A 12517-nucleotide genomic window follows, 5' to 3' on the forward strand; every position below is an offset into this window, starting at 1 on the left:
GGCATGTTTCTTGGCTTCGCCGCCATTCGTGACCTCAGTTGCCGGTGCCGCCGTCTTGGCTGCGGCCGCACGCTTCGCCCTAGGTTTCACTTCCTTGCCGTTTGGAGATTTTGAAGCCCCCTTGAGTGCGTCATGCTCGGCCCTTGCTTGTTCCCAATGGACGGAATCCCTTCCCATCGGGTGCCCCTCTTCTTCCCAGAGGGCATATGCACGTTTCTTTATCCACTCGTCCCGAGTTTCTGCCATCGCTGATCTCCAGTCACAACATGCCGTCGTTCGAACGCGATACCTTTGAAAAAGGTTCCAGACTATGGGGCCGGTTTCAAGTGGATTTGCCAAGTCTGTCGGAAATATTTTTGCGTTGCAATCTTTATAGGCAACAACTCGTTCTAGTTGCCTTGATATTGGACAGCGTGGCGCAACTCCTCGATAAAATTCGCACGCTGGAGCGCGAAATCCTCTTCCTTGCGAATCCGCAGGAGGAAGGAAGGGCGGATGGTCACGAGAACCGGCGGACGGTTCTCCGGCGTGAGGATGGGACCGCGTGAGGCTATCAGTTTCACCTTTGAGCCAAGGAGAGAATAAAGTGCGGTCGCACCGAGCGCGACGAGGAGACTCGGCTGCGCGAGGTTGATTTCAGCCCCGAGCCACCAGGAGCAGCGCTGGATCTCCCCCGTGTTGGGCTTCGAATGCAAGCGGCGCTTGCCGCGAGTCTCGAACTTGAAGTGCTTGACCGCAATGGTGAAGTAGCATCGCGAGCGCTCGAGCCCAGCCTCCTCGAGACAGATGTCGAGCAGGCGTCCGGCCGGGCCGACAAAGGGTGGCCTGCAATATCCTCCTTGTCGCCGGGCTGTTCGCCGACAAGCATGATATCGGCCTTTTGCGATCCTTCACCGAAGACGAGCTGGGTTGCGTTCTTGTAGAGGTCGCAGCGCGTGCAGGCTTCCGCCTGACGTTCGAGCGGATCGAGGTTGGCGGCGTCGGCGCTTTCAAGCGTGAAGGCAGGACCGAATTTCGGTGCGACGTTCATGACGGCGATCCCTTGGCTTTTCACCTTCAACCGATCGCGCTCCGGATTGGTCCTGTCTGTTCGGAACAACGCGCAGCCTCAGGAATTTGATGCTGATGGAAATCAGACGGGGTGAGGGATGAACCAGATTTCACAGACTGGCAGGATCACGGCGCGCTGGGGCGCAAAGCTCATTGAGGGCAACGGCGCGCGTTTTTGCCTTTGGGCGCCAGGCGCGGACGCGCTATCGCTGCGGCATCGCGGTCGAGATATCTCGATGGAGCATATTGGCGACGGTTGGTTCGAGGTAATTGTGGTGGAGGCATCTGCCGACGACGAGTACATGTTCGTTCTTCCGGACGGAAGGGCTGTGCCGGACCCGGCGTCGCGAAGGCAGGCAGGGGATGTGCATGGCCCATCATTGATCGTCGATCCCCGCTATCAATGGCAGAATTCTGGCTGGCGCGGCCGCCCCTGGGAAGAGGCGATCATCAGCGAAATCCATATCGGTACCTTTACGCCCGAGGGTACGTTCCGTGCTGCGGCGGAGAAGCTCACGCATCTCGCGGAAACCGGCATCACGGCTGTCGAAGTGATGCCGGTTGCGCAATTTGCCGGCAATCGCGGCTGGGGTTACGACGGTGTGCTACAATATGCGCCGCATTGCGCTTATGGCACGCCGGCCGATTTCAAGGCCTTCATCGATACGGCGCATGGCCTTGGCATCATGGTGCTGCTCGATGTCGTCTACAATCATTTCGGACCCGAGGGCAATTATCTCCCCAGCTATGCGCCGGGCTTCTTCCGCGAAGACCGGGAAACGCCCTGGGGGGCGGCAATCGATTTCGGGCGAAATCCGGTACGGCACTTTTTCATCGAGAATGCGATCTACTGGATCGACGAGTTCCGGCTGGACGGGCTCAGGCTCGATGCCGTGGAGCAAATCCACGACACGTCCGAAAAGCATGTGCTGTCGGCTATGGCCGACGAAGTGAAAGCCGCCTTCGCCGACAGGCAGGTCCATCTCGTCGTCGAAGACCAGCGCAATCTCGTGGAGTTGCTGGACCGTGACGAGAGCGGCGCTCCCAAAGCCTACGAGGCCGAATGGAACGATGATTTTCATCATGTCGCGCACATCATCGCGACCGGTGAAACGATCGGCCACTACAAGCCTTTCGCCGATCAGCTCTGGCATAAGCTCCGCATCGCGCTTCAGCACGGCTTTATCTATCCTGATCGAACCGATCCGCCGGAACTGCCCGTCGGGGAGCGTCGCTACCTGCCGCCGACCGCCTTTGTCGATTTCCTGCAGAACCACGACCAGATCGGCAACCGCGCTTTCGGCGAGCGGCTGGTAAGCCTTTCCGATCCCGATATGCTGGATGCGTTGACAGCGATACTCCTGCTCTCACCGCACATTCCCTTTCTCTTCATGGGGGAGGAATATAGGGAGAGGCAGCCCTTCTATTTCTTCACCGATTACACGGGCGAGCTCGCCAAAATAGTCCGCGAGGGTCGTATGGCGGAAGCCGAGGGTTTTGGCGGATTGAAGGCCGAAAGGTCCCTGGCCGATCTGCCCGATCCAAATGCCTTTTCGACCTTCGAGAATTCGAAACTTGACTGGCAATTGCGCGAGAGCGAAGAGGGCCGGAAAAACCTGGCATTCGTCTCGGAGCTCCTGGCGCTGCGGAAAACCTATATCGTGCCGCTGCTGTGGCAGAGCTGGGCCATCGGCAGTGACGTGCTTGAAGCGCCGGAAGGGGCGGTCGCCGTGTCGTGGAAGTTCGCCAATCTGACGCTGGCTCTGCGCGCCAATTTATCGGGGCAGGCCCTTATCTTGCCGTCGGTCGCCGGGACGGTGATCTATGAGCGCTACGGCAAGACAGGAAAGCCTGCCGAGGATGGCGCGCTGCCCCCACATTCCGTCGTCTTTGCCGTCGATGTTGAGCCGGCGAATTAAACAACTGAAAATTTCGCGTTGAGAGCGGGCCGCGGACTGATTGAACGCAGACGCTTCGCGGTTATATCTTGTGGCGATGTTTCAATTGTTGTCGACCTACTGGCCGCATATCCTCTTCGTCATCTCGATTGCCATGGGGGCAGCGGCGGCGATCCATGCTGCTATGACCAAGGAAGAGGTCCGGGCGGCGATCGGGTGGGTGGGCGTCATCATCCTCTCGCCGATCATCGGCGCCCTGCTTTACATGATTGCCGGCATCAACCGCATCCGCCGCAAGTCGCTGAGCCTTCGCCGCGACGCATTGCTGCCTGCCGCCGATCTGGACGAGCTCGAAAAATTCGACGCGGAGACCGATGCCGTCATCAGCCAGTTCGGCCGCCGCTTTGCAGCCCTGCAGACACTTGGTGATCGCGTCACCCGTTATCCGCTGACGACCGGCAACACCATCGACATGCTGGAAAACGGCGACGAAGCCTATGCGGCGATGAAGACGGCGATCGAAACCGCCGAACGCAGCATCCTGCTCGAAACCTATATCTTCGACCGCGACCGGATCGGGCTTCGCATCGCCGATGCGCTGATTGCAGCCGTCCGGCGCGGCGTGGAGGTGCGCGTGTTGATCGATGCGGTCGGTGCGCGCTATTCGGTACCGAGTATTCTCGGCCGTCTGCAGGAGGGCGGGGTGACGGTCGATGTCTTCAACGGCAACGTCATCATGGGTCTCAGGCTGCCCTACGCGAACCTGCGCACCCACCGCAAGATCCTGATCGCGGATGGAAAGATCGCGCTGACGGGCGGCATGAATATCCGTGAAGGCTTCAGCGAGGAAGCGGTCGGGGGGAGCTTTGCCCATGACACGCATTTCAGTGTCAGCGGCCCGGCAGTTGCCGATCTCTTCGATTTGGCCGCCGAGGATTGGCGTTTCACCACAGGCGAAGTCCTGAACGGCGAGGCCTGGCGCATCGACCGGCCGGAGCGCAAGCGCGGCGATCCGGTCTTCATGCGCATCGTCGCTTCCGGGCCGGACCGGAGCGTTGAGACGAACCACAAAATGCTGATGGGCGCTTTTTCCGTTGCGCGCCAGTCCATCCGGATCATGTCGCCTTACTTTCTGCCGGATCGGGAGCTGATCAGTGCACTAACGACAGCGGCCCGTCGCGGCGTGGAGGTAGATATCGTCGTGCCTGCCGCCAACAACCTCGTCCTGGTCGACCGGGCGATGACCGCGCAGTTTGACCAGATCGTCAAGAACTACTGCCGCATCTGGCGTTCGACCGGCAGCTTCAGCCATTCCAAGCTGCTCTCGATCGATGGAACCTGGGCCTATGTCGGCTCCTCCAATCTCGATCCGCGCTCGCTCCGGCTGAATTTCGAGATCGATCTCGAAGTGCTGAATGCCGGTTTTGCTGCCGAAATCGATGAGCGCATCGACGATGCCATAAAGTCTGCCACACCGGTTACACTCGAGGGGCTGTGGTCGCGACCCTTCCTGGTGAGGCTGCTCGAAAAGGTGCTGTGGCTGGGTTCGCCATATCTTTGATCGAGTTTTCGTGATTGCGGCATGGCAAGTTTTGCTGCGTTGCCTATAATCCTGAAAAAGAGCTTTCCGAGCAATGGAGCCGGCGTTCCTTCCGATGCAAGCCAAGAAGAAAGACAGTCTCCCCGCCAGTATCATGGCCTCTATCAAGAACAGGAAGAAGCGCGTTGAGACCTGGCGTGCGGGGCCGAAACCGCGCAATGACGGCACTCTGATCGCTTCCTACAATGTCCATAAATGCGTCGGCACCGACCGACGCTTCGATCCCGAACGCACGAGCCGTGTCATCCATGAGATCGATGCCGACGTCATCGCGCTGCAGGAGGCCGATACGCGTTTCGGCGAGCGTACGGGCATTCTCGATCTCGCCCGCCTGGAACGCGAAACCGGGCTCGTTCCGGTTCCGATCTCAGGGGCGGTGAAAGCGCATGGCTGGCACGGCAATGTGGTGCTCGTCCGCAAGGGCCTGGTCCATGATGTTCATCAGGTGAAGCTGCCGGGGCTGGAGCCGCGCGGCGCGCTGGTTGCCGAAATCGAGCTCGAAGCCGGCGGGAAGCTACGCATCATCGCTGCCCATTTCGGCCTGCTGCGTCACTCGCGGGCGCAACAGGCAAAGATGCTGGTCGATCTCATCAGCGACCGGCATGAAATGCCGACCATCCTGCTTGGCGATCTCAACGAATGGCGGCTCGGCGACCGCTCGTCCCTCAATAGTTTCCAGACGGCTTTTGGTCCGTTGCCTCCTGCCGTTCCGAGTTTTCCTGCCGGCCTGCCCGTCCTGGCGCTCGACCGCATCATCGCCAACCGGGAAGGCATCATCTCCGTGGTAGAGGTGCATGACACCCCGCTCGCCCGCATGGCGTCCGACCACCTGCCGATCAAGGCGGTGGTCGATCTGCAGCAGGAAGTAGCAAGCGCCTAAAGCCGTTGGGCTCTCAGGCCTGGACAGGAGCAGGAAGAAGCTTGCCTTTCACCAGCAGCCAGAGCGTCCCGACTGCAATGATCGCAAGCGCGATATTGACGAGCACGAAGATAACGGGCGCAAGCTCGCTGATCGCGCCGGTGTCGCCGCGCGCCGTCATGCGCAGCACTGCTGTCGAAAGCGCGGTGAGGCCGAAGGTGAAGGCCCAATAGGAGCCGGCGAAGGGTTGCTGCATGATCCAGGGCAACTGGCGGCCGATGATCAGGACCTGCAGGATGGCGTAACCGAACATGGCGTGCACGAGCATATCGGGCGCGCCGGTCGTCACACTCAGATAGGCGACGCTCCCGACGGCGGGCGGAGCGAGCTGGATGCCGAGGGTCGGCCGCAGTGGTGCTGCCAGCTCCGGCGCCATCAGCAGCCGGTGCAACAATACAGACTCGATTGCCAGCCAGGAAAAGAAACCGGCGCCGAAGGCGAGCTGGCCCCAGTCGGCATAACCAAGCGTGCCGGCCGCGATGGCAGTGACGAAAGAACCTGCAACAGTCGGCAGATAAAGAACCGGGGTGTTGGTGACCGGATCACGCCCACCACGCCAGAGCAGCCCGGTTCGCCAGAGCAGGAAAAACAGGGTGATGGCGAACCCCGCCAGAGACAGAACTTCAGTTGCGATGCGCGAATAAGGAAGAATAGCAAGTCCCGCCAGCATGGTCGCGACGCCGATCAGACCGACGAAACAGCACTGTATGGGATGTTCAAGTTCCGCCGTCACCTCCTTCGGCGCGACAAACCATTTCGCGGCGTAGAGGACGATGAGGACGAGCCAGATGGCAAAGCCAAGAAGGCTGATGGCTTCGCCCACGCTGGCCGGAACCGGCCAGATGGCAGCGGCGGCGCGCCAGCTGTTGCCGAGCCCGACAACGCCAAGAACAATGCCGAAAAATGCAGCGGGTATGCGGGGGAGCGACATGTTCGTTTCTCCGGATTGGTCCGGCAGGGTCATTTGCCCTGCCGGTGCGGCAAGCGGTTCACTTTGGACGTTTACTTTGCAATGGCGTCGGCAGCGTCCATCACGCGGGCCGAATAGACAAGAGCGGCACCAGCATTAACGGAGATCGCGACACCGAGAGCCTCAGCAATTTCCTCTTTGGTGGCGCCGACCTTCTGGGCTTCGGTCGTATGTACGGCAATACAGCCATCGCAACGGACGGTTACGGCCACGGCAAGGGCGATCAGCTCGCGCTGCTTGGCGTCTATATGGTTGGTCTTCTGTCCTGCGGTCGAAAGGGTTTGATAGCCTTTGATTGTCTCTGGCACAATCTTGGCGATTTCGCCGATCCGGCCCAGGAGTTCGCCGCGATATTCCTTCCAATCCAACATGAAAATCACTCCTTCTCATATCAGCGACGGCGTGATTGCCTCGGCTGTTGGGAGTGACTATGACCGTTAAAGGTGATAGTTTGAATGCTCAAAAAAGTCATTTTCTAGCGCGATCGTCTCATGGATGTTTTAAGCCGCCTTATCGAACTCGCCCGCCTGCAGCCGACGCTCGACATTCGCTGCCGGCTGCAGGGCGCGTTTCATATCGACCACGAATCCGTTGCAGCAGGTACGCTACCGTTTCATCTGATCCTCGGCGGCGATTGCCTCATTCGCCTCGGCTCCGGTCGTGAAGTCACCTTGCGCTCTGGCGATTTCCTGCTGTTGCCGCGCGGGGATGCGCATGCGATCGTTGGCTTGCGGCCAGGCGGCGAAGCACGGCCCCTGCGCATCGCCGTGGGTGGCATGCTGCCTTTGCGCGAAAACGGCGAAGGCGAGGCCGATGTCGACCTGCTCTGTGGTCATTTCGATTGCGCACCGGGATCTGCTGCCTTGCTGCTCGATAGCCTGCCTGACGTCTTTCACGTATCGCTCACCGAGGAGTCGGAGGAGCTGCTGAAGACGTTGGTCGCCATGCTCTATAGGGAGACCGCTGAAGAGAGGCCGGGAGCATTGGCGATCATCACCGCGACCTGTCTCTCGCTTTTCATCATGGCAGTGAGGGCCGGCAAGGTCTCGCCCGTCGCGTCCACGGGGCTGCTGCAATTGCTCGGGGATGCCAGGCTCGGCAAATCCGTCGTGGCAATGATGTCCTCGCCGGCCTTTGGCTGGACGATCGACGATCTTGCCCGTCATTCGGCCATGTCGCGGGCTACCTATGCCCGGCAATTTCGCGAGCGCGCGGGAATGACGGTCGGCGCGTTCCTGACCGATATCAGGATGATGCTGGCGAGTGACCAGCTGCTCAGGACGCGCCGGACCGTTGCAGATATCGCTGCAGAGGTCGGTTATGAATCCGAAGCCGCCTTCGGCAAGGCTTTCAAGGCAAGACGCGGCATAACGCCGGCGCGCTTCCGCTCTGCTGAAAAGGCGAGACAGAATGGGCGGGGGTGATGTGCGGGGAGGCTAAGCACCTTGCCGCTCGACTTCCGTCAGCACGGATATGAAGGCGCGCAAGCTTTGCGGCACGTGCCTGTGACCGGGATAATAGAGGCAGAGTCCGGGGATCGACGGGCACCAGTCGTCAAGAACAGAGATAACCTCGCTGCTGGCAAGATAGGGCCGCGCGACCCTTTCCGGCACATAGGCGATGCCGAGCCCTTTGACCGCCGCTTCCGCCATCAGTTCTACATGATCGAGCGTCAGGGCGCCCGATACTTCGATAGTCACTTCCTGGCCATGTTTCTCAAACTCCCAGCGGTAGAGTTTGCCGCTCGGCATACGCAGGCGGATGCAGCGGTGGCGCTTGAGGTCTTCAGGCGTCTTCGGTCGCTTGTGATCTTTCAAGTAAGCTGGTGAGGCAACCGCGAGGAAACGTGCTTCGCCGCCGAATTCGACCGCTATCATATCAAGCGGCACGGATTCCCGAAGGCGGATGCCGGCATCGAAGCCTTCGCCGACGATATCGACCAGCCGGTTTTCGGTGACGATATCGAGCGATATCTCCGGATAGCGTTCGAGGAAGAGAGGAATGGCGCCATTCAACAGCACGCGGGCGGCAATTTCGCTGGCGTTGATGCGCAGCGTACCGCTCGGCTGACCTCCGAATTCGCCGACGGCATCCAGCGCCAGATCGAGATCGCGCAAGACCGGTTTCAGCCTGTCGAGAAGCATTTTGCCGGCTTCGGTGGCCGCGACGCTGCGCGTCGTGCGATGCAGCAGGCGCACGCCCATGCGTGCCTCCATGTTGCGCATCATATGGCTGAGCGTCGACGGTGAGAGGCCGAGTTCGCCGGCCGCCTTGCGGAAGCTGCGATGGGTGACGATTGCCGAGAAGGCATTGAGGTCATCAAGTGTCGGCCGATAACTCATGGGTATTTTTCAACAGCTCATACGGATTTGAACGGATTATCACATCAATAATCGTCTCTATCTTCGTTTTCATCAAGCCGCGATCCAGCGGCATCAGAAAGGTGGAGACGATGACAAAGACATGGTTCATCACAGGCACATCCTCCGGTTTCGGCCGGATCATGACTGAGAAACTGCTGGCGCGCGGCGATCGCGTCGCCGCAACCTTGCGCAAGCGCGAAGCCCTGGCTGACCTTGAAGCGCAGTATGGCGAACGGCTCTGGGTCGCGACCCTCGACGTCACCGATGACCGGGCCGTTCATGCAGTCGTCGACGCCGCCTTCGAGCAGATGGGACGCATCGATGTCGTTGTCAGCAATGCCGGTTATGGCCTGTTCGGCGCCTCAGAAGAGGTGAGTGATGCACAGATTCGCCATCAGATCGATACCAACCTGATCGGCTCCATCCAGGTGATCCGGGCCGCGTTGCCGCATCTGCGTCGGCAGGGCGGCGGCCGCATCCTGCAGGTTGCCTCGGAAGGCGGGCAGATCGCCTATCCGAATTTCAGCCTCTATCACGCCACCAAATGGGGGATCGAAGGCTTCATCGAGGCCGTGGCGCAAGAGGTCGCCCCCTTCGGCATCGACATCACCATTGCCGAGCCTGGGCCTGCGGGCACGGATTTCGGCGCTGGCCTCGTCAGGCCGCCACAGATGGATGTTTATGACGATACACCGGCCGGTCAGGTGCGCCGCGCGATTGCCGATGGTTCGTTCAAGATCCTGGGCGATCCTGTGAAAATGACCGACGCGATGATCGCGGCGGCCGGAAAGCAACCGGCGCCAAAGCGGATCGCGCTCGGCAGCACGACCTATCAGTCGATCCGCAAGGGGCTGACCGAGCGGCTTGCCGAGTTGGACGCGCAGAAGGATATCACGCTGTCGACCGATATCGACGCCTGAGCCGCCGTCAACGATCGATGGTGGACATGATCGTATCGTTGTAGCGTTTGCCTGCGACCTTGCCGGGGGCAAGCGCTTCATCGAGCGCCTTCATCTGTTCGGCGTTGAGCGCGATGTCGGCGGCGGCGATATTGTCTTCCAGATAGGTGCGGCGCTTGGTGCCCGGGATCGGCGCGAAATCGCTGCCCTTGTGCAGGATCCAGGCGAGCGCCACCTGACCGGGTTTGACGCCGAGCGAGGATGCGACCGCGCGCACGGCATCTGCCGCGCGGACATTGGCGTCGTAGTTCTCGCCCTGATAGCGCGGATCGCCGCGACGGAAATCGCCTTCCGGATAGTCTTCGGCGCGCTTCACCTCGCCGGTCAGGAAGCCGCGGCCGAGCGGGCTGAAGGGAACGAGGCCGATGCCGAACTCCTTCAAAGCCGGGATGACGTCGGCTTCCAGATTGCGCTCCCACAGCGAATATTCGCTCTGCACGGCCGACACTGGAAAGACGGCGTGGGCGCGGCGGATATTAGCGACACCGGCTTCGGAGAGGCCGAAGTAGCGAACCTTGCCTTCCTCGACAAGCTTAGCGACCGTGCCGGCGACATCTTCCATCGGAACAGCCGGATCGACGCGGTGCTGGTAGATGAGGTCGATGTGGTCGGTGGCGAGGCGCCTGAGCGAACCTTCGACGGCGCCCCGAATGGTTTCCGGCCGGCTGTCACGCTCGGTGCCAACCTGCTTGCCGTCTTCCAGGCGGAAGCCGAATTTTGTGGCCAGCGTCACCTCGTTACGACGGCTCTTGAGAGCTCGACCGAGCAGTTCCTCATTCTTGTAGGGGCCGTAAACCTCGGCTGTATCGAGGAAAGTGCAGCCGAGTTCGATGGCGCGGTGAAGGGTTGCGATGGATTCCGTCTCATCGGCCGGCCCGTAGGACTGGCTCATGCCCATGCATCCGAGGCCGATGGCCGATACTTCAAGTCCCTGGCTGCCGAGTTTGCGCTTCTGCATCGCGATGCTCCTGCTTCTAAAGTAAGGAGAGGTCTATATAGACCCCGGCGCAGGATTATGAATGCGCGAAAATCCCGATAAGCTGCGTGAGCGTTCAGTAGTCCCCGTGCCGCCGGTTATCTTTGTCGTCCGATGTGAAGGTGACGAGGCGAATGGCATCCATCAGGATGGAGACGATCTGCTTCCACATAGCTTCTCTCCTTTCTCTGTTGTTCTCCTCCCCTTGCGCCCGGTCTTCAAACGAGCTTATCGTTGACTTCGGATGACTTGAGGTTATGGGATGAAGCGTGGTCGGCTGCCGCTGACGGCATTGCGAAGCTTCGAGGTCGCGGGACGGCTCGAGAGCTTCACGCTTGCGGCCGAGGAACTGTTCATCTCGCAGGCCGCCGTCAGCCGACAGATCCGCGAGCTGGAACAGGTATTGGGTGAGCCGCTGTTCGAGCGGCGCCATCGAAGTGTCATCCTAACTGGAAGCGGCCGGAAGCTGCTTGCCGTGCTCACCCCTTCCTTAGACAGGATCGACCAGTGCCTGGAGGATATCCGTGGAGCTTCAGTGTCTGCGGATCTGAAAGTCAGCGTCGAACCCTCCTTTGCCGCTTGCTGGCTCGTGCCTCGGCTGCCGGAATTTCGCAAACTCCATCCTGACGTCGAGATATCGCTCGATGCCGATCCGCGGACGATCGAATTCCGTACCGGCCAGGCGCAGATTGCGATCAGGCACAGCGCCACCGTCACCGCATGGCCGCGGACAGAAAGCCGGCACCTGATCGATGTCCGCATGGTGCCGGTGATCGCCTCCGATCTTCTGGAGCGTGGCCCACCGATCTCCTCTCCGCATGACATTTTTACTTACGGGCTTTTGCATGAGGAAACCCGCGACGCCTGGAGCCGGTGGTTCGAGGCGGCCGGCATCGCCATGCCCGAGACAGCGACGGGGCCAGTCTATGCCGATGACGGGCTCGTTCTGCAGGCGGCCCTGCGCGGCCAGGGCGTTGCACTCCTGGACGAAGCCTTTGCAGAGGAGGAAATCCGGGCCGGCCGCTTGCGTCAGCTCTTCGACCTCACTGTTCCGAATGGCGCCTATTGGCTGGTTGCCCGCAGCTTCGACCGTCTTGCGCCCGCAGCTGCGGATTTTGCGCGCTGGGTGACCGAGAGCTTTCACAAGCACTGACCTCTACCCGCCTGTCGCCATCCGCTTCTTGGCCGCCTCGCGGACAAGCTTCCATCGGGTAAGCTCAAGCGCGGCGTCTGCCAATGCGCGATGCGCCGGGACTGCCGTTTTGCTTTCCTCGACGATGCCGTCGATGAGCTTTGATAGCTCTGTCTCCGTGATGGTCGCTCCCGTTAATTCACGCGCCGCGGCCGTAAAGGCGTCACGTGACTTGCCGAGCCGGAGGGCATGCCGAGGAAAGCCGGCGGCGCGCAGGAGAACGCTCAGCCATTTTCCATCCCACGAAGGGGCACTGGCATAGAGATCATGCCCGGTCAAAACCTCGACCATTTCACTGGCGACCTGCTCCACCGGCTCGCCTTCCGATGCAAGCAACTGCCGCGAAATCCCATGGATTGCTTCTGCATCGGCTGCCCAGTCGTCCCAGTCGGCGGCGGGCCGGATCAGCGCCGAGCGGGAGCGACCGTCTTCGAACACCCAGGCAATTTCGATCGGAACGCTTTTCTTGCTGAGGGACGAGGCCTCGAAATCCAGGAAGACGATCAATGTAGTGCGACAGGCGGGCGCTGTCCTCCAGCGAAAGTTTTGTCCCGATCGACCGTGCTCACTGCCCCGACACCTATTCAAGC

At 60.6% G+C, this 12517-nt stretch carries 11 protein-coding genes and 2 pseudogenes; 6 read left to right on the forward strand and 7 right to left on the reverse strand.

Annotated elements, in window-relative coordinates:
* Window positions 1–69 precede the first annotated feature (69 nt).
* Together AC1DUP_RS14045 and AC1DUP_RS14050 are read right to left on the reverse strand one after the other, a co-directional pair.
* Window positions 70–246: pseudogene (locus AC1DUP_RS14045) on the reverse strand (DUF2934 domain-containing protein); the annotation flags it as partial.
* 143 nt (window positions 247–389) lie between these two features.
* Window positions 390–1030 (reverse strand): annotated as a pseudogene (locus AC1DUP_RS14050) (UdgX family uracil-DNA binding protein).
* 118 nt (window positions 1031–1148) lie between these two features.
* On the opposite strand from AC1DUP_RS14050, the gene treZ reads away from it, so the two are divergent.
* The 3 genes from treZ to AC1DUP_RS14065 all read left to right on the forward strand — a co-directional run bounded on the left by treZ (window position 1149) and on the right by AC1DUP_RS14065 (window position 5428).
* Window positions 1149–2969, forward strand: a complete 1821-nt coding sequence (gene treZ / locus AC1DUP_RS14055; RefSeq protein ID WP_477832926.1) for a malto-oligosyltrehalose trehalohydrolase — start codon at window positions 1149–1151, stop codon at window positions 2967–2969.
* A gap of 76 nt (window positions 2970–3045) precedes the next feature.
* A complete protein-coding gene (locus tag AC1DUP_RS14060; protein WP_115036892.1) occupies window positions 3046–4509 on the forward strand; it encodes a phospholipase D-like domain-containing protein in 1464 nt (487 codons plus the stop codon).
* Window positions 4510–4603: 94 nt separating this feature from the next.
* A complete protein-coding gene (locus AC1DUP_RS14065) occupies window positions 4604–5428 on the forward strand; it encodes an endonuclease/exonuclease/phosphatase family protein (protein WP_113296961.1) in 825 nt (274 codons plus the stop codon).
* 13 nt (window positions 5429–5441) lie between these two features.
* Here AC1DUP_RS14065 and tehA read toward each other — a convergent pair whose 3' ends face one another.
* Both tehA and AC1DUP_RS14075 read right to left on the reverse strand, forming a co-directional pair.
* The gene (tehA, locus tag AC1DUP_RS14070; RefSeq protein ID WP_477832927.1) at window positions 5442–6398 is read right to left on the reverse strand and encodes a dicarboxylate transporter/tellurite-resistance protein TehA; all 957 of its coding nucleotides are present in this window, start codon (window positions 6396–6398) and stop codon (window positions 5442–5444) included.
* 71 nt (window positions 6399–6469) lie between these two features.
* The gene (locus AC1DUP_RS14075) at window positions 6470–6808 is read right to left on the reverse strand and encodes a carboxymuconolactone decarboxylase family protein (RefSeq protein WP_477832928.1); all 339 of its coding nucleotides are present in this window, start codon (window positions 6806–6808) and stop codon (window positions 6470–6472) included.
* A 120-nt stretch (window positions 6809–6928) separates the two neighbouring features.
* Between AC1DUP_RS14075 and AC1DUP_RS14080 the strand changes: the two genes are divergently transcribed.
* On the forward strand, window positions 6929–7861 hold the full coding sequence (locus tag AC1DUP_RS14080; protein WP_477832929.1) for an AraC family transcriptional regulator: 933 nt from the start codon (window positions 6929–6931) through the stop codon (window positions 7859–7861).
* A 12-nt stretch (window positions 7862–7873) separates the two neighbouring features.
* Here AC1DUP_RS14080 and AC1DUP_RS14085 read toward each other — a convergent pair whose 3' ends face one another.
* Window positions 7874–8779: a LysR family transcriptional regulator gene (locus AC1DUP_RS14085; RefSeq protein ID WP_113307904.1), complete on the reverse strand. Its 906-nt coding sequence runs from the start codon at window positions 8777–8779 to the stop codon at window positions 7874–7876.
* 110 nt (window positions 8780–8889) lie between these two features.
* On the opposite strand from AC1DUP_RS14085, the gene AC1DUP_RS14090 reads away from it, so the two are divergent.
* Window positions 8890–9720 carry an SDR family oxidoreductase gene (locus tag AC1DUP_RS14090; protein ID WP_477832930.1) on the forward strand — a complete coding sequence of 277 codons (831 nt, stop codon included), beginning with the start codon at window positions 8890–8892 and terminating at the stop codon, window positions 9718–9720.
* Window positions 9721–9727: 7 nt separating this feature from the next.
* Here the strand turns inward: AC1DUP_RS14090 and AC1DUP_RS14095 are convergent, their stop codons facing one another.
* Window positions 9728–10717 (reverse strand): aldo/keto reductase, encoded by a 990-nt coding sequence (locus AC1DUP_RS14095; RefSeq protein ID WP_477832931.1) that lies wholly within the window; start codon window positions 10715–10717, stop codon window positions 9728–9730.
* Window positions 10718–10997: 280 nt separating this feature from the next.
* Here AC1DUP_RS14095 and AC1DUP_RS14100 point away from each other — a divergent pair, with 280 nt between their 5' ends.
* The gene (locus tag AC1DUP_RS14100; protein WP_477832932.1) at window positions 10998–11888 is read left to right on the forward strand and encodes a LysR substrate-binding domain-containing protein; all 891 of its coding nucleotides are present in this window, start codon (window positions 10998–11000) and stop codon (window positions 11886–11888) included.
* A gap of 3 nt (window positions 11889–11891) precedes the next feature.
* Here AC1DUP_RS14100 and AC1DUP_RS14105 read toward each other — a convergent pair whose 3' ends face one another.
* Entirely contained in the window at window positions 11892–12434 is a 543-nt protein-coding gene (locus AC1DUP_RS14105) for a 3'-5' exonuclease family protein (protein ID WP_115036898.1), read from the reverse strand.
* Window positions 12435–12517 lie beyond the last annotated feature (83 nt).

Source organism: Rhizobium sp. 01L419, assembly GCF_056400025.1.